18 protein-coding genes and 1 tRNA gene are annotated in these 20,153 nt (G+C 43.9%); 13 read left to right on the top strand and 6 right to left on the bottom strand.

What is annotated here, in order from left to right; translation table 11 throughout:
• Nucleotides 1–30 precede the first annotated feature (30 nt).
• The 3 genes from L0659_RS21645 (at nt 31) to L0659_RS21635 (ending at nt 4,849) form a co-directional block, all read left to right on the top strand.
• A complete protein-coding gene (locus L0659_RS21645) occupies nt 31–1,701 on the top strand; it encodes a RagB/SusD family nutrient uptake outer membrane protein (RefSeq protein ID WP_235128665.1) in 1,671 nt (556 codons plus the stop codon).
• A gap of 69 nt (nt 1,702–1,770) precedes the next feature.
• On the top strand, nt 1,771–4,251 hold the full coding sequence (locus tag L0659_RS21640; RefSeq protein WP_235128664.1) for a hypothetical protein: 2,481 nt from the start codon (nt 1,771–1,773) through the stop codon (nt 4,249–4,251).
• Between the two features lie 220 nt (nt 4,252–4,471).
• On the top strand, nt 4,472–4,849 hold the full coding sequence (locus L0659_RS21635) for a RidA family protein (RefSeq protein WP_235128663.1): 378 nt from the start codon (nt 4,472–4,474) through the stop codon (nt 4,847–4,849).
• A 78-nt stretch (nt 4,850–4,927) separates the two neighbouring features.
• Here the strand turns inward: L0659_RS21635 and L0659_RS21630 are convergent, their stop codons facing one another.
• Nucleotides 4,928–5,191 (bottom strand): hypothetical protein, encoded by a 264-nt coding sequence (locus tag L0659_RS21630; protein ID WP_235128662.1) that lies wholly within the window; start codon nt 5,189–5,191, stop codon nt 4,928–4,930.
• 557 nt (nt 5,192–5,748) lie between these two features.
• Between L0659_RS21630 and L0659_RS21625 the strand changes: the two genes are divergently transcribed.
• Together L0659_RS21625 and L0659_RS21620 are read left to right on the top strand one after the other, a co-directional pair.
• Entirely contained in the window at nt 5,749–6,612 is an 864-nt protein-coding gene (locus L0659_RS21625) for a hypothetical protein (RefSeq protein WP_235128661.1), read from the top strand.
• Nucleotides 6,555–9,932 (top strand): tetratricopeptide repeat protein, encoded by a 3,378-nt coding sequence (locus L0659_RS21620; RefSeq protein WP_235128660.1) that lies wholly within the window; start codon nt 6,555–6,557, stop codon nt 9,930–9,932. Before L0659_RS21625 ends, L0659_RS21620 begins: the two co-directional genes overlap by 58 nt.
• Before the next feature lie 206 nt (nt 9,933–10,138).
• On the opposite strand, the gene L0659_RS21615 is transcribed toward L0659_RS21620, so the two are convergent.
• Nucleotides 10,139–10,211: transfer RNA gene (locus tag L0659_RS21615), tRNA-Lys, on the bottom strand.
• Between the two features lie 117 nt (nt 10,212–10,328).
• Here L0659_RS21615 and L0659_RS21610 point away from each other — a divergent pair.
• Together L0659_RS21610 and L0659_RS21605 are read left to right on the top strand one after the other, a co-directional pair.
• Entirely contained in the window at nt 10,329–11,063 is a 735-nt protein-coding gene (locus tag L0659_RS21610; RefSeq protein ID WP_235128659.1) for an SH3 domain-containing protein, read from the top strand.
• A gap of 79 nt (nt 11,064–11,142) precedes the next feature.
• Nucleotides 11,143–11,607, top strand: a complete 465-nt coding sequence (locus L0659_RS21605) for a CHRD domain-containing protein (RefSeq protein ID WP_235128658.1) — start codon at nt 11,143–11,145, stop codon at nt 11,605–11,607.
• A gap of 67 nt (nt 11,608–11,674) precedes the next feature.
• Here the strand turns inward: L0659_RS21605 and L0659_RS21600 are convergent, their stop codons facing one another.
• Genes L0659_RS21600 through L0659_RS21590 form a run of 3 tightly spaced genes read right to left on the bottom strand, consistent with a single transcriptional unit; the run spans nt 11,675 to nt 14,090 of the window.
• Nucleotides 11,675–12,910 (bottom strand): DEAD/DEAH box helicase, encoded by a 1,236-nt coding sequence (locus L0659_RS21600; protein WP_235128657.1) that lies wholly within the window; start codon nt 12,908–12,910, stop codon nt 11,675–11,677.
• 11 nt (nt 12,911–12,921) lie between these two features.
• Nucleotides 12,922–13,809 carry a DnaJ C-terminal domain-containing protein gene (locus tag L0659_RS21595; RefSeq protein WP_235128656.1) on the bottom strand — a complete coding sequence of 296 codons (888 nt, stop codon included), beginning with the start codon at nt 13,807–13,809 and terminating at the stop codon, nt 12,922–12,924.
• Between the two features lie 59 nt (nt 13,810–13,868).
• Complete coding sequence (locus L0659_RS21590; protein WP_235128655.1) at nt 13,869–14,090, bottom strand: VF530 family DNA-binding protein; 222 nt, start codon at nt 14,088–14,090, stop codon at nt 13,869–13,871.
• A gap of 116 nt (nt 14,091–14,206) precedes the next feature.
• Here L0659_RS21590 and L0659_RS21585 point away from each other — a divergent pair, with 116 nt between their 5' ends.
• A complete protein-coding gene (locus L0659_RS21585) occupies nt 14,207–15,187 on the top strand; it encodes a Gfo/Idh/MocA family protein (RefSeq protein WP_235128654.1) in 981 nt (326 codons plus the stop codon).
• Between the two features lie 208 nt (nt 15,188–15,395).
• On the opposite strand, the gene L0659_RS21580 is transcribed toward L0659_RS21585, so the two are convergent.
• Entirely contained in the window at nt 15,396–15,698 is a 303-nt protein-coding gene (locus tag L0659_RS21580; RefSeq protein ID WP_235128653.1) for a hypothetical protein, read from the bottom strand.
• Between the two features lie 169 nt (nt 15,699–15,867).
• Here L0659_RS21580 and L0659_RS21575 point away from each other — a divergent pair, with 169 nt between their 5' ends.
• From L0659_RS21575 to L0659_RS21555, 5 genes are all read left to right on the top strand, one after another.
• Nucleotides 15,868–16,707, top strand: coding sequence for a methylated-DNA--[protein]-cysteine S-methyltransferase (locus tag L0659_RS21575; protein ID WP_235128652.1), 840 nt, complete (start codon nt 15,868–15,870; stop codon nt 16,705–16,707).
• Between the two features lie 212 nt (nt 16,708–16,919).
• Complete coding sequence (locus L0659_RS21570) at nt 16,920–17,525, top strand: hypothetical protein (protein WP_233798202.1); 606 nt, start codon at nt 16,920–16,922, stop codon at nt 17,523–17,525.
• Between the two features lie 88 nt (nt 17,526–17,613).
• Nucleotides 17,614–18,504 carry a hypothetical protein gene (locus tag L0659_RS21565; RefSeq protein ID WP_235128651.1) on the top strand — a complete coding sequence of 297 codons (891 nt, stop codon included), beginning with the start codon at nt 17,614–17,616 and terminating at the stop codon, nt 18,502–18,504.
• The gene (gene miaA / locus L0659_RS21560) at nt 18,505–19,455 is read left to right on the top strand and encodes a tRNA (adenosine(37)-N6)-dimethylallyltransferase MiaA (protein ID WP_235128650.1); all 951 of its coding nucleotides are present in this window, start codon (nt 18,505–18,507) and stop codon (nt 19,453–19,455) included. It begins immediately after the preceding gene.
• 34 nt (nt 19,456–19,489) lie between these two features.
• On the top strand, nt 19,490–19,948 hold the full coding sequence (locus L0659_RS21555; RefSeq protein ID WP_235128649.1) for a hypothetical protein: 459 nt from the start codon (nt 19,490–19,492) through the stop codon (nt 19,946–19,948).
• Nucleotides 19,949–20,153 lie beyond the last annotated feature (205 nt).

Raw genomic sequence — 20,153 nt, 5'->3', positions numbered from 1 at the left:
CCGGTTTTATACAAAATCAAATCATTGATCATGAAAAAATTAATATATATCCTGCTCCTGACATCGGTCTCGGCCTGTCATACCCTCGATCTGAATCCACTTTCGGAAGCTTCTACGGCTACATTCTATTCCAATCAGACAGAACTGGAACTGGCTGTGAATGACCTGTATAGGGTGACTTTTTGGGGGAATGATAATGAGCTTTTCAGCGATAATGAATGGCACCGCGGGCAGCTGACCAATGCTGTGATCGGCGGAACCATGAATGCGGACGACGTGCCGGTGCAGACTTACTGGCTCAACAGTTATAAGGCCATCGCGCGCGCCAATTCATTTCTTGCCAATAAAGACAAAGCGGCTGCCAACACGCCCGCGGCGATCCTTGTGCGGCTGGAAGCAGAAATACGGCTGATCAGGGCTTACCAGTATGCCCGCCTGATCACCCATTTTGGTGACGTTCCGCTTCTGACCGAGCCTGTAACATTGGCTGAATCCTATGGTATTACGCGCACAAGCCAGGAAGAAGTGCTGACATTTGTTTTCAGCGAACTCGATTTCGCTGCCGCAAACCTGCCCTTGGCCTATGGAGCAGCCGAAGTGAAACGTTTGACAAAAGGGGCAGCATTAGCAGTTAAGGCGCGAACCGCTTTGTATTTAGGCAAATGGCACCTTGCCAAAGAAGCTTCGGACGCAGTCATTCAACTGGCTACTTATTCATTGCATGATTCCTACTCACAGCTGTTTGTGAAAGCAGGAGAAAGTAGCAAAGAATTGATAATCAGTATCCCACGGGACGAGAAGCAGCAGGTTTTTGGCAATGCGGCATATGTTCAGGATAACATTTCACGCAATGCGGGCGGTTTTGGCGCGCAACTGCCCACGCGGGACATGATGGACGCCTACGAATGTGTGGATGGAAAACCGATTGACGAATCACCGCTGTATGACCCCAAAATGCCTTTCAAAAACCGTGATCCGAGATTGAACGCGACCATTGTGGAGTTCAACACGCAGTGGCTGGGTTACAAATACACGCCGCATCCGGATTCTCTGACAGTTTTCAGTGCAAAAGAAAACAAAAAAGTGCCGAACAAAGACACCCGCGCAGTGGCAGCATTCGCAAGCTTTACAGGATTTCTCTGGAAAAAAGGCATTGACCAGACCTGGCCCGAGCGGCTGGTTGAAGACAACGACGCGATCATTATCCGCTACGCCGAAATGCTCCTGACTTACGCGGAAGCCAAAATTGAATTGGGTGAAATTGACGAAACGGTTTTGAATGCCATTAACCAGGTTCGTGCACGGGCTTATGGCGTAACCGCAGATAAAACAACCGCTTACCCGGCGATCAAAGTGACCAATGCGGCAACATTACGCCAGATCCTCCGTCGCGAACGACGCGTAGAGTTTCCGCGTGAAGGTTTGCGGTACATGGATCTGATCCGCTGGAAGTTAGCAGAAAAAGTCCTGGTGAAACCCGTGATCGGATTACCTGATCCGGCTGCTCAAAACCGCGCGAAATGGCCGTTCCCGGGTGTGACACCCATTGATGCGGACGGCATTGCGGATTATACGGGTTTTGGAACAGATGTAAAAGTGCTGGCGCAGCGCAATTTTGACAAAACCAGACAATATCTCTGGCCAATTCCAGCCGTTGAGCGCCGTGTCAACACGGGCATTACGCAGAATACAGGTTACTAATCTTACTATTTATATCTCATAATCAGAAACTTGGTGTAGTCGCACTCCGTTTTAAACCATTTTATTTGAATGAAAAAAATGAACCATTGCCTCGCTGCATTGCTGGCATTGCTAAGCCTTTCCGTTATTGCTCAGCCTAAGACTAAACCTAAACCCTCGTTCAGCGGCATCTATCCGCATCTCGCCATGTATAACAACGAAGGCGAGTGCGGAACGGGTGCCGTTGTGGGCTGGGCCGGAAAACTCTGGGCGATCACTTATGCGCCGCATTTACCCTTCGGCTCATCGGATAAACTTTACGAGATCAGCGCAGACCTGACGCAGACGGTCCGGCCGGAAAGCATAGGGGGAACGCCTGCCAACCGCATGATCCACAAGGAGAGCAACCAGCTGTTTATCGGTCCGTACGCCATTGATACTAAGGCTAATGTGAAAACGATCTCATACAAGACCATGCCGGGCCGGCATACAGGAAACGCCCGCCATCTGACCGATCCTGCCAATAAAATTTACTATGGCACGATGGAGGAAGGTTTTTATGAAGTGGATGTCAAAACATTGGCAGTGAAGACTTTGTATGAAGATGGCAATGTCAAAAACAATAGGAATGTTGGTGACCAGCAGCCTTATCAGTACAATGAACTACTGCCTGGGGCGCATGGAAAAGGTTACTATTCCGGTCAGGGCGTGACGGTTTATTCCAACAATGGTGAACCCGGAAAGCTGGCTGAAAAGCAATTTGATATCGAATCCGGTTCACTGTCGGAATGGGATGGGAAAAATTGGAAAGTCGTGCGCCGCAACCAGTTTGTGGAAGTGACCGGCCCCGGAGGCATTTTTGGTAATAAAAATCCGGAAACCGATCCGATCTGGGCGACGGGCTGGGACCACAAATCGGTGCTCCTGGGCGTGCGCGACAATGGTCAATGGACATTTTTTCGTTTGCCCAAAGCGAGCCACAGCTACGACGGCGCACACGGCTGGAACACAGAATGGCCGCGCATCCGCGACATTGGCACAGACGCAAAACCAGATTACCTGATGACCATGCATGGCATGTTCTGGCAATTTCCAGGCAATTTTTCATCTAAAAACACGGCAGGAATCCGCCCCCGGACTTCTTACCTGAAAGTGATCGGCGACTTTACACGTTGGAAGGACCAGCTTGTGTTTGGCTGTGACGATTCTGCGCAACGGGAATTTTTGAATAAAAGAAAAGCCAAAGGCAACATCGAAGGCCCTGGACAATCGAATTCCAACCTGTGGTTCACTTCTCTCAACCAGCCGGACCAACTCGGGCCAAACACTGCCGAAGGAGCCGTTTGGCTGAATGAAGACATTAAGGCTAATGCTGCTTCCGAGCCGTTTTTGTTCAGCGGCTGGGCCCATCGTTCCGCCTGGATCCAGAATAATGGCGACAGCGAGGTAACCTTCTCATTCGAGGTTGACAAGAACGGAAAGGGTTCGTGGACGAATTTAAAGACGTTAAAAGTAGGCGCGAAAAAGGCGGCTAACATTCAATTTACTGCGAATGATGCGGGAGAATGGATCAGGATCAAAACCGACAAACCGACGAATGCCTCAGCGCATTTTTCTTACATCGCAAATGATCAGCGGACCACTGCCGCGGATGCTATTTTCACAGGATTAAGCCCTGTTGGAGCGTCAGCCAGCTCGGGCGGATTGTTATATGGTTTGGGTGAAAATCGCCGGGCGCTTGGCGTTGCGGCTATGGACTATTCGGCTGGAAAACCAACATTATCAGGTTACTATGAGCTGGATGCGGACATGAATCTGGTGCGTAAGGAAGATGCCAAAACGCTTTCTTTTATACAAAATAAATTCGCGATTCCGCAGAAAGTAGTTACAGTTGACGAATCTTCTGTGCTCGTTGTGGACGATAAGGGAAGACGGTGGAGATTGCCGCTTGGTGATCAAGCATTCACCGGGCTGACCAATGACGGCGCGCTACGCATATGCCGCGAAGTTTCAACGGAACGCGACCTGTTCAACTGCCACGGGACTTTTTACGAACTGCCCGCCGAAAATGCGGACGGCTATGCCAAAATCCGCCCGGTTTCCTCTCATAAGCTGCGCATTACCGATTACGCATCTTACCGCGGTTTGCTCGTCATGACGGGCGTTGACGCTAAAAATCTGAATGGCAACAAACACATTATCGCTTCCAGTGATAACAAGGCGGCAGTTTGGGCGGGAGCGATCGATGATCTTTGGAAATTGGGTAAACCAACCGGCCACGGCGGTCCATGGAAGGATGCTTCGGTGAAGGCGAATGTGGCGTCAGATGCTTATCTGATCGGTTTTTATGACAAAAAATCCTTGAAGCTTTCTCACAAAGCGAGTAATGATGTCACTTTCACGATGGAAGTAGACCCGGTTGGAAACGGGCCGTGGATGGAGGCCAAACAATTTACTGTAAAGGCAGGCGAAAAATTCACATTTAATTTTCCAAAAGACTTTGCAGCCCGCTGGGTCCGGTTTAAAGCGGATAAGGATTGCGAGGCGACGACATGGCTGGATTATAAATGATTAATAAATAAAATCAAAAGCGAGACTGTCCCGAAAGCAGTCTCGCTTTTTTTTAATTCATTAATCATTTTCGCATTCACTTTAACCTCACTTCTTACCAATTTCTTAAGCAAGACCGGCCAGCCCATTCGGCGTTCTTGATATTTTAAATCCGAGCGACGTGGATTTCTTTCATACAAACGCATAACTTGGTGCCATCATACCAATAACAAATTATCACATGAGTACAAATGAAAATGCTGCTGCACCCGCAGTTCCGATATCAAAAGCTTTGGTGTCCAACGGATTTCTATTCATTTCAGGTCAGATCGGCTCTGCCGGCGGACAGTTGGTAACGACATCCTTCCAGGACGAGGTAAGGCAAGTGTTTACCAATATTGAAACCATACTAAAAGAGCACAGTCTCACATTCAGCCACATCGTCAGCGTGACTGTATACCTGACCGATATGCGGTATTTTGATGAACTGAACACTGTTTACCAGACTTATTTCACCGATCGTTATCCAACCCGCACCTGCATAGCCGTGGCAGGTTTACCGAAGCAAGCTAGGGTTGAGCTGACAACGATGGCTAGTTTGGAGTTGCAGGCGAGCTAGAAAAAACCGGTTTGAAATTTCAATTTATAACAGCGAATGCCAGCCAACATGTATGGTTGCCATTCGCTGTTGTGTTTGCTATTTATTCCGTCCGTCCATTTTTTCCAGATCCTGAAAGAAAAATACAAGTGCTTTGAAGGAAATAAACCTGTTGTGGCCTCGCGGATCGGTCCCGCATTCCTGAGCGAACAGTGTAAACCCGGTGTACATTTCCCAGAGATCGTCGACCCATTGATCTGCGTCGCTTTGAGATAACAATTCCTGAACTTTTCGGCCATAGGCACGATGGAGCATGTCCGCGGATGTAAATTCTCCGGACTCAGCGTCCTTAAATGTGTGCATAAAAAATCGGTTGGTTGATGAGGCGCAACAATAAACGGTGCCGCGCTTACCGTTGCTCAACCTAACCAAAGGCAATGGTGTTCAAACCATTACGGCAGCCACGACACCGTCAAGCGATATACGTAGAAATACAGTACAATTGGAAACCAGCATTCCGCTGGCCCATTGCATTTGGTTAAATTGAGCGGGGTAAACGTAGTGTGAAAAGTGGAATGTTGCAAATGTATTTTTCCTGCGGTAAACGGACACCCTAATTACTCTTCATATTTTCCGAGGTCTGAATGGCTGTACGTCAAAACGGCTTTCGGCTGAACTGGATTCGGAGGCCATCAATGTATAAAAATAGAATGGTGCCCGTAGGGAGTGAAAGTCTGCCTAACCGAATTGAGTTTCAGTATTGCCATTCAAGGTTTACCGTTAATGAAGAAATCCTCAGAGTGATTGAAATCAAATATCACATTATGCATATTATAATCGGAAAAAATTATACTTTAAAATAAAATTTACTTGTATTCTTTATTTTCGACTCCTCCTCTAAACATTAAACTGAAATCCTAATGAAAAGCCCAATCGTCGCAGATCGATTTTTTACAAATCGTGAAAATCATTTTATATCATTCAACAAAGCGCTTGACAGGTTAGAACCAAACAAATGCAACGTACTGAGTTTTTACGGTGTTGGAGGGGTAGGAAAGACCCGACTAAAGAAGGAGCTTATCAAAACAATAAAAGAGCAGAAGCAAATTATTGTATCAAGCAGCCTAGATTTCTATCAACTTGAACATAAGAATGTATCCACAGCAGTTCATCTACTTTATCAAGAATTAAAGTCAAAAAAAATTCAGTTTCCAACATTTGAGATTGCCCATGCAATCTTTTGGCAAAAAGTACATCCTGACCAGCAACTTTCGAAAAGTGGCCTACCTTATGTTGAGGAAGGTAGTATTGTCTTCGATCTCATCTCAATAATCAATGATATTCCTTTGGTGGGGGTAATTCCAAAGCTTGGGACTATAATTTACAAAGCGAAAGAAAAGTATCAAGAATGGTGGACCAAGAACGGAGAGCGAGAACTGAATGCGCTACAATCACTTGAACCCCGACAAATTGAAGAAGCATTGCTATATTACTTCTCACTGGACTTAAATTTCTTCCTCGAACATTCAAATTCCAAAGTTGTATTCTTTATTGATACTTATGAGTCGCTTTGGGGAAATCACGAGGAAAGGAAAAAAGAAAGGTTCTTCGCCAAAGATAGATGGGTAAGAGACCTGATAGAGCAGCTCCCTGGGACACTATGGGTGATCCTTGGAAGGGAAAAGTTGCGATGGGAAGAAGTTGAAGATCAAATAAGCTGGCACGAATGTCTGGAACAACATCTATTAGGGAACTATCCTTTAATGATGCCGAAAGATTCTTAAGCGAATGCAATATTAAAGAAAAGGCTATCCGAGAGCACATAATAAACACCTCCAAGGGCCTTCCATTCTATCTCGATCTTCAAGTAGATACTTACAACAGAATTACTGAAAAGAATATTGATCTTTCCGTGAGCAATTTTGGAAGGAACTATATTGATATTTTAGAGCGATTCACGAAATATCTAGCCCCTTCAGAAATTGAGACACTTAAGATACTTGCCTGCAGCAGCATTTGGGACTACCAAATATTTAAAAAAGTAATAAGAGAATTTCAGACAGGTTATCCTCTACTTTCGTTTAGGGAGCTATGTAGTTTTTCTTTTGTAACAGAAATACCGAATCAAAAATCGGATGCATCGTATTCAATTCACCAAATTATGCAATCGCATTTAGTTGGCGCTATTGATCAAAATTCACGGCATGATATCCATACATTTTTCTTTATGCATTTTGAAGAGCTGTTGAATGCACAGTCGCAAGATCACATAGAATTAAATCCGGATATTTTATACATTTTAGAGCAAGCTATTGCTCACAAAAGAGAAATAGTGGCAGCTACGGATTTTTATGAATGGCTGCTGGGTGTTTCAAGGAGATTATATGGAAATGCGACATCAAATTTAATTCAGGAAGCGCTACGGAAATCATTCGAAGTATTAGTTTTTTCTGATAGTTACTCCCTGTTAACAGAAATTTGTCTAGAAATAGCCCGGCTTTATAGTTGGAGCAATGTTAAGATCGATGAGGAGAATCAGTTCATCGAAAATGGATTAGGTTTCATTGCTCAAATCGTGTCAGATCTGTATGGGGGTCAAGAAGACGTGATGATCAAGAAAGAACCTGACATAATCCGGATTCAGGCTGATCTTCTTATTATGAAAGCGGAGATTCTTCGCCGACTGGATAAGAATATGGAGTCTTATGAAATATATTTAAAGGCAATTGAAACGGCTAAAAAGGTCAACTACCCACCAAATTTGCTATCATATTCCCGGTTACTCACTGATTTAGGTAAGTTTCCGGAAGCGGAAGGCTTTTTCTACACTTCACTTCACCAATCCGTAAATGACAAGGATCTAGATGGGCAGGCGCTGTTTTGTCATGAAATTGGAACTCTTTTTATGTTGCAAAAGGAGTACAATCTTGCCAGAATGTACTATCAATATGCGATCGATCTTTATACAAAGTTTCGAGGCTCTGATCACAAATACTGCTGGATTGTCAGGAGGCGGTATGGAAACTGCCTAATATATCTTGGACAGTTAAATGAAGCTAATGAATTGCTTGTATCTGTCCGCAAATGGTATCAATCAACCTATGGCGAGACCTATTATGAGATAGGCTACACCTCTCTCTATCTTGCAAACTGCGAATTCAGTTTAGGAAATGCTGTTCGCGCAATAGAATACCTGAGCGAGACCATTAGCCTCATCTACCCCAAGTTTGGAGCGAGTAACGCCGAGATAATGGAAGCGCAATTGTTATTTTGTAAGATCGTGCAACAGATCAACACAGACCCGACGGGCGGCATAGCAAAGGGTCTGAAACAAGAATATCTTGACTCCATTACAGCAACTTACAATCTTTTGATTAAACAGTTCGCGGCTGTTTCTGATGAATCTCTTGATGCTGTAATAAAAAATATCGGATATGGCAGTACGGTATTGGAATCATATTTCGGTGTTGTTAGTAGATTTTTTGAATTAACCGAACAAACAGGAGCGAAGCTAGATGGATTAAGGCTGAAAAAAAAGGAAAGCAACCGGGTTGTGCGGGAACAGTTTAATATAAGATACTTTAAAAGAATTAAGAGAGAGCAACTTACGGAGGAGGAAAAAGAGTCTTTCACTAATAGGCTTCAGGAAGAGCTGGGTATCCTGAAAAATTCACAGGTTAAGTTGTTTAAGTCAAAACTTAAATTTTTCGCTGATACGTACGTGTATATTTTAGTTTATTCCGATAATACAGAAAAGTATTTGTTTGAGAGTGAATCAAAGCTTCTTCATATTGATTGTACAAACCATCCATTTTATACCGTAGCGGAAAAGCAGTTTTTATTTTCATTGGAATCCGCCGAAGAATATGTCCATTGCTTCTATGATGCAGTGAAAGGTAAGCACGGCAAATTTTATATACCTTTTGATGATAGTGATATTCCGTGCCGTGTAGATGTGGAATTTGAAGAAAGTCGGAAAACAGCTTTGATGAGTGAGGTCAAGACTATGAAGGTTTTAGAGGTAGCTGCTGAAAGAATAGTATTTGAGGCATACATGTACTTTCAAGATTCTCTTTTCAGAAGTAAAATTGAAGTAAGTCCGATCGGCAGGATTAGTATTTATGATGATGAGCTTGTTTTGGAAAATTTGCCAATTGCGTTCGAGCCTTTACTTACAAAAGTTATTGTTCCACAAAAGGCACTAATCGGCAATATAATCCGATTTTTGAATGGTAGATTTCGGTCCTTAGAAATTTCGGAAGTAGATCGCGAAATATATGATGCCTTGATGAATAATATAGCTTTTGTAGAGGTCAATTTCGAGGTGATCCAGTCTATGGACAGGTACATAACAAAAATTCTCGACGATGGGTTATTTATAATCAGTAAATATATACGCCCTTCCTATGACAATGATTTCACATTTCGAAAGGATGTGGGTGAAATGATGGACGTCATGAAAAATCTTCTTACCAATTCTGACTTCTTCATCGATCGTGAAGCTATCCAACTCTATATACGCCCGTCAGAACTGTCAGATGTGGCACTAAGCGAACTTGAACTTGGCCAAATTCAGTCAAAAATAAAAGCTGAAGCGATTTCTCCACTGTCTTTTACAAAAGCATATAAAAGGCGCCTTTCATTCCTTCCAAATTCTATGCTTTACAAGCTGTCTACACAAGAAGGTAAATTTAAATACGCGTTATCAAATGGTGAACACTTGTATTTCCTTGATACAACAAACCGATTTATTTATACAGTTACGGATGAGAATTTTGTTCTTTCTGACAAAACCGTCAAAGAATATTTATACTTTTTCTTTGACGCAGTGCACGGAATGCATGGAAGGTTCCACATTGCAAGCTCAAATCAGGACATCCCTTTCAGGAAGGATACAGAGATAGATGAGGAGGTTTCGAGAGAAATTTTATCAAAAACAAAAGAACCAGAGGTACTGTCGATTACAGAAGAAGAAATTGTTCTATCCGCAACTATTTTCTTTCAAAATGCCTTGTTCTACTCCAAAGTTAAAGTGAACAGCCATGGTATTTGCGACATCTTTGATGAAGAGTTGATCATGGAGGACATTCCCGTAGATGTATAGTTTAGTTATCAACGCCTTAAATATTTGCAAAACCTGCTCTCAAAATAACAGCGATTCTGGTGAGTAACATTTGTAGATTGTCGAACTCACCGAATTACTCACCAAAAATTTGTGGAAAATTGAATATTTTGGCATAATTCGAAAAAGAAAAAGCCTGCTAATCTGTTGATTTGCAGGCTTTTGATGCTTTTTGTTGTTTCTTCAAGTGATCCCGCTGGGATTCGAACCCAGGACCCATACATTAAAAGTGTATTGCTCTACCAGCTGAGCTACGGAATCTTGTTTCTTTTGCTCTGATCGGTTGAGCTTGGAACGTTTTGCAACTTTCTTTATTAATTGGATTTGCACGAGGCGTTTCCGTAATTGCGATGCAAAAGTAGAATTCAAAAAAGTATAATGCAAGCCCTGAGTAAGAAATACCTGTTCATTTGGATTTTTTTGGGAACTGTCCTGGCGCCTGAAACGGCCTTTTCTGCCAATAAAAAGGAGCTGAAAACGGCTGATTCTCTGTTCGCTATGGCCAGATACCCGGAGTCACTTGTACTCTATAAAAAAAATTTTAGCGAAGACGAAAAAAACAACCAAAGCCTGTTGCTCAAACTGGCTTTCCTGGCCGAAAAGACAAACAACTACACCGATTGCCTCTTTTACCTCAGCAAACTCGCCCTCACAAACCCTTCCCGGCGCCTGTTTGAAAAAATGGATAAGCTGGCGGCTGAACAAAATCTAACCGGCTATGAATTCGACGATTACAATTATTTTATAATTTTTTATAGAAGATATGGTGATTACATTCCAATATTGCTTCTAACTTTGGGGACCTACATAGTGGTAATAATGGTTACAAAAGTGCGGAGAGGAGAGCCGATCCTGCAAATACATAAGATATCAATCGTCGTGTATCTGCTTGTTTTACTGGGTATTCTCAACGTGCCTTCGCTTTACCGGACCTGCATTATCGTGAATGAAAATACGTTCCTGCGGGATGAACCGTCATCGGCTGCGCCGGTTATAGATCGGGTAGGAAAGGGGCATAAGCTCACGATCGTGGGCTCGGTGGACCATTGGAACAGGGTTATCTGGAACAACCAGATCGTGTATATACGCAAAAGTGACCTCTGGAATATTTGAGTGGCAATGCGGGTATCATTTTTGTAACGAGATAAGTTTATATATATTTAAGGGTCAAATTTTTTTAATTTAATGATGTATGAAAAAGCCAATGAAACGTTTTTTACTATTGATCGCAGGAGTTGTAATGTTAGGGTTTGTGTCGTCTTGCAAAGAGGAAGGCCCTCACAAAGATGACATTGTGAAGTTCTCCGCAGTTATAAATAGTAGTGCTACTGTTCCAAAAGCTACTTCTGCTGGTCAAGGCACAGGTGTTTTTGAATACAACAAAACTACCATGGAGTTGAAATACAACATTAATTATCAAAATGTTACGCCGACTTCTGTAAACATTCACACTGCAAGCCCATCTTGGGAAGCTGGTCCTTTGTTGTTCACATTGGCTAATAAGCCAGCGGGCAACCAGGTTCAGGGAACACAGAAACTGAATACTGAGCAACAAACTCAATTGATTTTGGGAATGATGTATGTAAACATCCCAACTGAAAATAACATTTATGGTGAAGTTCGCGGACAGATCCTTGCTGATAAATTCGAAGAATAAAATATTATTACCGTATAAAAAAGGCTTGCAGCGAACACTGCAAGCCTTTTTTTGTGGTTAAGCCAAATTATTTTTTCTTCTTTTTCTTTTTAGACGTTTCATATGCTTCAATTTCCTTCATAAGGGATTTCAGATCGTCTGTTGTGTCGGCGGTGAAGTCGATCGTTTGGGAATAATCTGTGGCGCTGATATTCAGGACGTCGATGGGTTTTTCGAGATAGGTTTGAATTTCTTCAAGCATCGGTTTCTCTTCCGGGCTGCAAAATGAAACGGCGCGGCCTTTTTGCGTCCCGCGTCCTGTGCGGCCAACCCGGTGTACATAGTTTTCGGCTTGCTCGGGAAGGTCGTAGTTTACGACATAGTCAACATTGGCGATATCAATGCCTCTTGCACTTACGTCGGTGGCGATGAGCACTTTTGTATTGCCTTTCTTGAACTCATTTAATGCTGTAAGCCTGTCGGCCTGTTCCTTGTCTCCGTGAATGGTTAAGCTGTTGATTTCCATTCTTTCCAATGCATTAAAAACCCTTTCGGCACGCACTTTGGTGCGGACAAAAACGAGGATTTTGCTATCCGGGTTTTCTTTGATGACGCGTTCCAGGAAAAACCTTTTGTCGTCCATCCCTACAAATGCCACTGAATGTGTGATATTCTTCGCAACCCGGTCATTAGGGGAAATCTGGATGCGGATGGCGTTTTTTACAAGCGAATACGCCAGTTTTTTAATTTTCTCATTGATTGTTGCCGAGAAGAAAAGCGTTTGCCTGCTCTTGGGAAGGAATTTTATCAGATCCTGAATGTCTTTGATAAAACCCAGATCCAGCATATGATCGGCTTCGTCGAGGATCAGCACTTCAATGCGGTCGAGCTTAATATGGCCCTGACTTACCAGATCGAACATTCGCCCGGGTGTTGAAACCAGCACGTCAATGCCTTTTTCCAGCTGAGCGATCTGTGGGCCTTGTTCTACGCCGCCAAAAACACTGAATGCTTTTACCCTCGTATGCTGCGCGAGTTTGGCGAAAACCTCTGTGATCTGGATCGCCAGTTCCCGCGTAGGAACCATTACGACGCATTTGATCCCTTCTGCTCGGCTGGAAACTTTTTGTTTGTGTAACTTATCAATGACCGGGATCGCGAAAGCGGCAGTTTTACCTGTGCCGGTTTGCGCAATGGCCAAAACATCTTCACCCTTCATAATCGCCGGAATGGCCTTGAACTGAATGTCTGTCGGCTTTTTGAAACCGGCTGTGTCGAGGCTTCGTTTGATTTCGGGGGCAATGTGGTAATCTTCGAATTTCATAGAAAATAGGTTTACGATTCTTCTTGCTGAAAGGCTTCTGCGATCAGCTCTTTTTGCCGCTCGGTCAGGTTGACCGGAATTTTTACATCAAATGTGACATAAAGGTCCCCGAAGCTTTCTGCTTTTTTATAAACAGGAAAACCTTTTCCTTTTAACCTGACAACACTTCCATTCTGCGTTTCGGGCTTGATGGGGAGCTTCACTTTGCCGCTCAGCGTTTCAATGATTAGCTCGCCGCCAAGTAATGCAGTTTTGAGGTCGAGCTCGACTATTTGATGGATGTCGTTGCCGGTCCTTTTGAGCTTATCGTCGTCTGCAATGTTGAATGTGATGAAAAGATCTCCGTTCTGCCCGCCGCTTGCACCCGGACCGCCGTGACCTGCGATCTTGATCGTCTGGCCGTTTTGAATGCCTGCGGGAACGGTGATGCGGATGTTTTTGCCATTGACGGTGATCGTTTTCTTCTGCGTATGGAATGCTTCCTGCAATGTCAGGTGCAGCTCAGCCTGATAATCCTGGCCACGCATTGTGCGCTGTCTGGCGCCGCCAAAGCCACTAGACGATCCGAACATTGATTCGAAAAAATCCGAAAAATCATTGCCGCCTGTCTGCCATTGCCCTTGCTGTCGCGACGAATTGGCCCGTGACTGTCGGGCCCGCTCAAACTCATCACTATGCTGCCAGTCTTTTCCATACTGGTCGTACTTTTTGCGTTTTTCAGGATCGCTGAGCACTTCATTGGCCTCATTAAGCTCCTGAAATTTCTTTTCGGCTTCCTTGTCGTCCGGGTTCACATCGGGGTGGTATTTCCGGGCCAGTTTGCGGTAAGCATTCTTTATGTCTTTGTCCTGCGCATTTTTATCTACGCCAAGGATCTGGTAATAATCTACGAATGGCATAATTAAAAAAGTTAGATCGATTCAGGTTTCTTATTCATGTTAAAAAAGTTGCGCTCACATCATTTGCGTTCGAGCATTTTCAAATACAGGTCTTCTACTTTTTTTCTGGCCCAGGGCGTTTTCCTTAAAAACTTCAAACTGGATTTAACACTCGGATCAGACTGAAAACTATTAATATTAATGTGATAACCCATTTGTTCCCAGCCATAATAATCAACCAGTTCGTTCAAAATTGCTTCCAGGGTTTTACCGTGAAGCGGATTATTGGGTTGTACTTCCATGTTTTGTAACAGAATGTTGCCTTTGTTTTAAAGTAGATTTATCCAATTAAATAATTATTATGCTTAACGATTAGTTCAAACCTGAATCGCGATTAATTCTAACAAAAATCCTGCTTATGGATCAGATTAAATGGGGCATTATAGGGTGTGGTAATGTTACCGAAGTCAAAAGCGGCCCGGCTTTTAACAAAGTTGCCAATTCCAGCCTCGTTGCTGTCATGCGGCGCGATGCCGAAAAAGCGGCTGACTACGCTTCCCGGCACAATGTCCCCAAATGGTATGCAAATGCGGACGAGCTCATTAATGACCCGGAAATCAACGCGATATACATTGCAACACCGCCCGATGCGCACGAGGAACTGGCGATAAAGGCAATGAAGGTAGGAAAGCCTGTTTACATTGAGAAACCAATGGCATTAAATGGTGCCGAATGTGACCGGATCAATGCATTTAGTAAGGAAACCGGCGTACCCGTTTTCGTGGCATTTTACAGACGGTCGCTTGATTATTTTCTGAAAGTTAAGGAATTGGTGGACAGCAAAGTGATCGGTGATGTGCGGTTTGTCAACATTTGCCTGCAATGGCAGCCTTATGAGGAGGAAACCGGCGCTAACCCGAAACCGCGGTGGCGTGTGGACCCGAAGATCTCGGGTGGCGGTCATTTCCATGATCTGGCTTCACATCAGTTTGATTTCCTTGAATTTGTGTTTGGTCCTGTGAAGCATGCTTCTGGAATTGCGCGTAACCAGACGGGTTTGTATGAAGCGGATGACATTGTGGTCGCTAATTATGAGTTTGAATCTGGCGTTTTGGGCAACGGAAGCTGGTGTTACACCATTAACAAAGCACAGCGCGAGGATCAGGCGCAGATCACCGGATCGGCAGGCAGGATCACTTTTTCGTTTTTTGAAAAATTTGACATCAAAATTGAAACGGAATCCGGAACGGAGGTCATCAACATTCCGTATCTGCAGCATGTCCAACAACCTTTGATTGAATCGATTGTGAAGGAGTTACGCGGCGAAGGCAAATGTCCGAGCACGGGAGAAACGGGGGCAAGAGCGAACCATATTATGGATTGGATCACGAAAAAGTAATTTTTTTATAGTTTTACAGTTATTCAATCATCTTAACCTCAAAAACTCAATAGTCATGGCGAAGGGAAAAAATCTCGACAAAGGAAGCACTAAAAAAGAGCCCGAGAAGAATTTGAAAGAAAAGCGTGCAGAGAAGAAGGCTAAAAAAGATGGTAAGAAAGAGTACTAATGAAAAACTCCCTCAAATTGCATTGAGGGAGTTTTTCGTTTAATATATTTCCCGGTTAGTCTTGTATTTGGCGAGCCTTTTTTTCGACCGGATGATCGTTGAATGGATCTTGTTCTTCTCATCCGGCGTCATGATATCATCGGCCTGGGCTTTTTCAATAGTAGCCTGGATCACATCCTGCTCGCGTTGCAATTTTGAATATTCCAGTTCGGTCAGTTTCTTATTTTTATAAGCTGCCTTGATTTCAGAATCCAGCTTTTTGAGTTCTGATTTAAAGTCTTGTGCATGCGATATGTGCGCGCTAGCAAGGGAAATCAGCATGGCGATCAGGAAAGATTTCATCGTTTTCAGGTTGGTTAATAGAATGTTTGAGCATTAATTTACCTGTGAATATAAGGGCCAGCTGTTTTAAATTAAAACTATGAATGTGTAAATGGCTGTATTTTGAGCAAGTTTCAGGTTGGGCAGCCGGCGATCAGAAGCCAATTTTGTATAACAAATTATTAATCCCATGAACCAGGAAACTTATAATTACGACAAAATTGCAAAAGCCATCGAATTCATCGTCGCCAACGCAAAGGAGCAGCCTTCGTTATTTGAAGTCGCTGAGGAAGTGAGCATTAGCCAGTTTCATTTTCAACGCGTTTTCACGGAGTGGGCAGGTGTAAGCCCAAAAAAATTCCTGCAGTTCATTACCGCAGGTTATCTTAAAGAAAAGATCCGGGAAACGTCAAACCTCGTGGAGCTTGCCGAGCAGGCTGGACTTTCCAGCCAAAGCCGCGTTTACGATCATTTTATCAGCATTGAGGCAGTAACCCCGCAGGAATTTAAAACGTCCGGTAAGGGCCTGGACATTCGTTATGGCATCCATCCCACGCCTTTCGGCGATAGCTTCATTGCGGTAACCGATCGCGGGATCTGCGCCATGGCGTTTATAGATGAGTCAGGCCGGGAAGGGGAGCTGATCGCATTGGCCAAAAAGTGGCATTATGCAAACATTCATCATGACCAGCTCTCAACAAAAAGCTTCATTGACCGCATTTTCGGGAACGCGTCAGGATCATTGGAAAAGCTGCCCGTTCTTATTCAGGGGACTAATTTTCAACTTAAAGTATGGGAAGCGTTGCTGAGCATTCCAAAAGGAGCAGTGACCACTTACCAGCAGATCGCCCGAAGCATCGGACATCCGGCGGCTGTGCGGGCGGTAGGAACCGCGGTAGGCGACAATCCCATTGCTTACCTGATACCGTGCCATCGCGTGATCCGGAAAGAAGGAATGCTGGGTGAATACCGGTGGGGGAGTTTGCGTAAGAAGGCATTGATAGGGTGGGAGGCAGCCCGGTCTGCATGATAGTTCCTGTTGACGCCAAAATTCCCAGGAATCACTCTTCTGAGGAATAATTTGCACAATAATTGTACATTTCTGAATAGTATAATTGTGATTTAGCGATGTGGTAATGCATTGTCTGCTAAGGATTTCCCGTAAATTATAATGCGATTATTTTGATATGGACTGATATTGGCAATGTCCCCTGTATTAACAATCAGTAATCTACATCAGTTATGAAAAAGCAATTATTTCGTTCGTTGGCTGTGGCGGCATTTTTCCTGACCATTAGCTCAGTTAGTTATGCACAGTTTTCACTTGGTTTGCAAGGTGGACTTGCTAAATCCAATGTGGAGGATTCTAAAACCGTTGCGGGTGGCGGGGTGAATTTAAGGGTTTTTACTTCCCCAAATTTTGCGTTTGGTGTTGCAGGTAAGATTTACGCAGATGGAAGTGACTATACGGTGGCAGGCCAGACGCTCAGCTCAACAGGCCGGTTGATGCCGGTAACCGGAACGATTGATTATTTTTTCACAGAAGGTGTGATCAGGCCGTATGTAGGTGGTGACGCCGGTATTTATTTTTCTAAATATGATGCGAAATTCAACGGAAACACGATCGTTGAATCATCAAAACACAGCAATTTCGGTGCGGCGCCAAGGGCAGGTTTGATTTTTGCTTTTGGCAACGTCGGTATTCAGGTTGAAGGAATTTACCATTTCGTTTTTGGAAATAAAAACCATGGTTCAACCACGGGATCGGCTAATAACATTGATTTCGAATCGACTTCAAATTTCGGTGGGGTCAATGTTGGTGTGATCTTTGGGTTGGGCGGACAGTAAATTCCTAATCAATCGAATAAGTTGCGAGACGCGCTCAATGAGCGCGTTTTTTTGTTACTGATTAAATCTGCGGCTAACTTGCCGACCTATGCCAACGCTGCCATCAACGATCATTGCGCCATCTTTTGGCGAACAAGTCTGTAACTGGCTGAGCGAAGTGCATTTGCAGTTTGAGGTGAAAGCAAATCGAGCTTTTACAACGCACATCGAGATTAAAAACAGCAACGGCCGGTCACTGAACATCCTGCTTACTGATCTTGAAAACTGGCAAAAAGCTGGCTCTTTTGAAAACTGGCAAATTGAAATAAATGACTTGCTGAATCAGCGCACTAAGGGTGAGCAATGGGTGGTGATCTGGGAAGACTATTGGGTTAAAAAACCTTATATCGTTAAATCCAGGTTGAGCGCCATGCTCGGAATATCTCAGAAAATTGCAGCCAGACTCACCCAGGTGCGGAGGATTGACCAGGAAACTGCGTTTCAATTTTTAGAAAAAAATCACCTGAATGGTTCCGTAAGCTCCAAAACCAGATATGGTTTATTTTTACCAAAACGTTATTTCCGGGTTTTGAAAAAGGATTTTGAGCACAATATCGAATCAGATGAAATGCTTGTGGCGGTTGCAACATTCAGTGCGCCGCGTGTCTTTGCGCGGGAGGATGGGCCATTCAGGTCGTTTGAGCTGCTACGCTTTGCGAGTTTGCTCGGTACAAATGTTTCGGGCGGACTGGACAAGCTGCTTACTGCATTTGTCAGGGAAAAAGAACCGGATGATATTATGACATATGCGGATCGTGAATGGTCGGAAGGTGCTGGTTATGAAAGACTTGGATTTGAAAGGATCTCTGAAACGCAGCCTATGCCGTTTTATATGTCTGTAAATGAAATGTCGAGGACCACGACGTCAAACCCAGATAAAATTGTCGTCTATAATGCAGGCAGCATTAAGTTTGTGAAGACCTTTAAATTGTCGGATTGAATGGCTGAAAACAAACCTAAGGTTCCGCTGCTTGTGATATTAGGGCCAACCGCGTCTGGCAAAACACATTTGTCTGTGAAAGTTGCGTCCTTATTGAACGGCGAAATTATCAGCGCGGATTCCAGGCAGGTTTACCGGGATATGGACATTGGAACCGGAAAGGATCTGGCTGAATATGAATTGGATGGGCGGCAAATTCCTTACCATTTGATAGACATCCGTGAGGCGGGCGAGCAATACAATGTCAATGAATTTCAGCATGATTTTGAGACTGCGTATGAAACCATTTCGTCGCGTGGAAATGTGCCCATTTTGTGTGGAGGAACGGGTTTCTATATTCTTTCGTTGCTCAAAGGTCATGCATATGCGGCCATTCCTGTGAACGAAAAGCTCCGTGCGGAGCTGGAAGAACTGCCGAAGGATCTGTTACTGGCCCGATTTGCTTCTTATCAGACGACCTATCAGCCAATTGCAGACACATCGACCAGGAAAAGGCTGATCCGGGCTATTGAAATATCTGATTTTCTAACGCATAATCCAGCCGAGGAAGCTTTTACGGAGAAGCCTGCTTATGATTACATTGTATTTGGTTTGAATCCGCGGGTAGAAGTTAGACGGGATCGAATCTCTGCAAGGTTGAGGACGAGGTTGGAGCATGGTTTGATTGAAGAGGTTAAAGCATTGCTGGAACGCGGCCTCACGGCAGAGCAGCTGATCTATTATGGGTTGGAATACAAATGGATCACATTATATCTCACCGGAGCGCTGCATTATGAGGAAATGGTCAGCCGCCTGGAAACAGAAATTCACCGTTTCGCAAAGCGGCAGATGACTTTTTTCAGGAAAATGGAAAAGGATGGAATTGAAATTCAATGGCTTGATAATGAATACAATACTGATGAACAGGCGCAAAGGATTTTCCGGCAATATCAGCAATATTCAACTAACTGATAAGAGTAATTTACCCTAAAAGACGTCACATAAAATGAATAAGAAAATGAGCAGCCTGTTGCTGCTGCTGGTCCTGAGCGTTACAGATGCATACTTGCTCGCGCATCCCAACCTGATCGGAAAGCTCGGTGTGATGGTTTACAAGCATGTATATATCCGGAATTTTCCAAGGGCTTTGCTGACCGTTCTGCTGGTCGTAGGGATTTCGCTGGCACTTTGCGAGTTGATCAGGCGTTTTGCAGATCGTAAGCCGGCGACGATTTATTATAGCTGGTTACTGGGCATTGCCGTCTTTTGGTTTGGATATGTTTATCTCACGTTTTCCACTTTTTCTTATCGCATTACAGGCAAGGCATTTATCTACGGGGCGCATTTGCTGCCGGTAATTCTGGCTGGTTTGTTTGGGCGATATCTGATCAAGCAAATCCTGAGCAAACCCCGGTATATTGAGGCGGATAGAAACGTGAAATTGCCGACGGACGAGGAGCGCTGACGCATGTGAATCGCATGAAATTTCAGATGAAGTAGGATCAATAGAATAATATCATATTTACTTTAAATTGTGAAATATTATTGCCCCAGTCCCGATTTTACACAAATAAAACATGGATAATAATAGAAAGTACACAGTTTTTTAGGATATTGCGGCTTGTGTCGGATCAGGAAATGGTTACTCTTGCGTTCAATTAACACAAAAT

The sequence above is a fragment of the Dyadobacter sp. CY347 genome (genome assembly GCF_021502655.1).
GTDB lineage: Bacteria > Bacteroidota > Bacteroidia > Cytophagales > Spirosomataceae > Dyadobacter.
Note: the sequence above shows the minus strand (reverse complement) of the source record. Positions and strands in the feature narration are given on the sequence as shown.

Coding starts and splice junctions, on each gene's coding strand:
- L0659_RS21580 (WP_235128653.1), bottom strand. CDS start 15,698: ATGAAATCTTTCCTGATCGCCATGCTGATTTCCCTTGCTAGCGCGCAC.
- L0659_RS21570 (WP_233798202.1), top strand. CDS start 16,920: ATGAAAAAGCAATTATTTCGTTCGTTGGCTGTGGCGGCATTTTTCCTG.
- L0659_RS21610 (WP_235128659.1), top strand. CDS start 10,329: ATGCAAGCCCTGAGTAAGAAATACCTGTTCATTTGGATTTTTTTGGGA.
- L0659_RS21565 (WP_235128651.1), top strand. CDS start 17,614: ATGCCAACGCTGCCATCAACGATCATTGCGCCATCTTTTGGCGAACAA.
- L0659_RS21640 (WP_235128664.1), top strand. CDS start 1,771: ATGAAAAAAATGAACCATTGCCTCGCTGCATTGCTGGCATTGCTAAGC.
- L0659_RS21625 (WP_235128661.1), top strand. CDS start 5,749: ATGAAAAGCCCAATCGTCGCAGATCGATTTTTTACAAATCGTGAAAAT.
- L0659_RS21575 (WP_235128652.1), top strand. CDS start 15,868: ATGAACCAGGAAACTTATAATTACGACAAAATTGCAAAAGCCATCGAA.
- L0659_RS21645 (WP_235128665.1), top strand. CDS start 31: ATGAAAAAATTAATATATATCCTGCTCCTGACATCGGTCTCGGCCTGT.
- L0659_RS21595 (WP_235128656.1), bottom strand. CDS start 13,809: ATGCCATTCGTAGATTATTACCAGATCCTTGGCGTAGATAAAAATGCG.
- L0659_RS21555 (WP_235128649.1), top strand. CDS start 19,490: ATGAATAAGAAAATGAGCAGCCTGTTGCTGCTGCTGGTCCTGAGCGTT.
- L0659_RS21635 (WP_235128663.1), top strand. CDS start 4,472: ATGAGTACAAATGAAAATGCTGCTGCACCCGCAGTTCCGATATCAAAA.
- L0659_RS21585 (WP_235128654.1), top strand. CDS start 14,207: ATGGATCAGATTAAATGGGGCATTATAGGGTGTGGTAATGTTACCGAA.
- L0659_RS21605 (WP_235128658.1), top strand. CDS start 11,143: ATGAAAAAGCCAATGAAACGTTTTTTACTATTGATCGCAGGAGTTGTA.
- L0659_RS21620 (WP_235128660.1), top strand. CDS start 6,555: ATGTCTGGAACAACATCTATTAGGGAACTATCCTTTAATGATGCCGAA.
- L0659_RS21630 (WP_235128662.1), bottom strand. CDS start 5,191: ATGCACACATTTAAGGACGCTGAGTCCGGAGAATTTACATCCGCGGAC.
- miaA (WP_235128650.1), top strand. CDS start 18,505: ATGGCTGAAAACAAACCTAAGGTTCCGCTGCTTGTGATATTAGGGCCA.
- L0659_RS21600 (WP_235128657.1), bottom strand. CDS start 12,910: ATGAAATTCGAAGATTACCACATTGCCCCCGAAATCAAACGAAGCCTC.
- L0659_RS21590 (WP_235128655.1), bottom strand. CDS start 14,090: ATGGAAGTACAACCCAATAATCCGCTTCACGGTAAAACCCTGGAAGCA.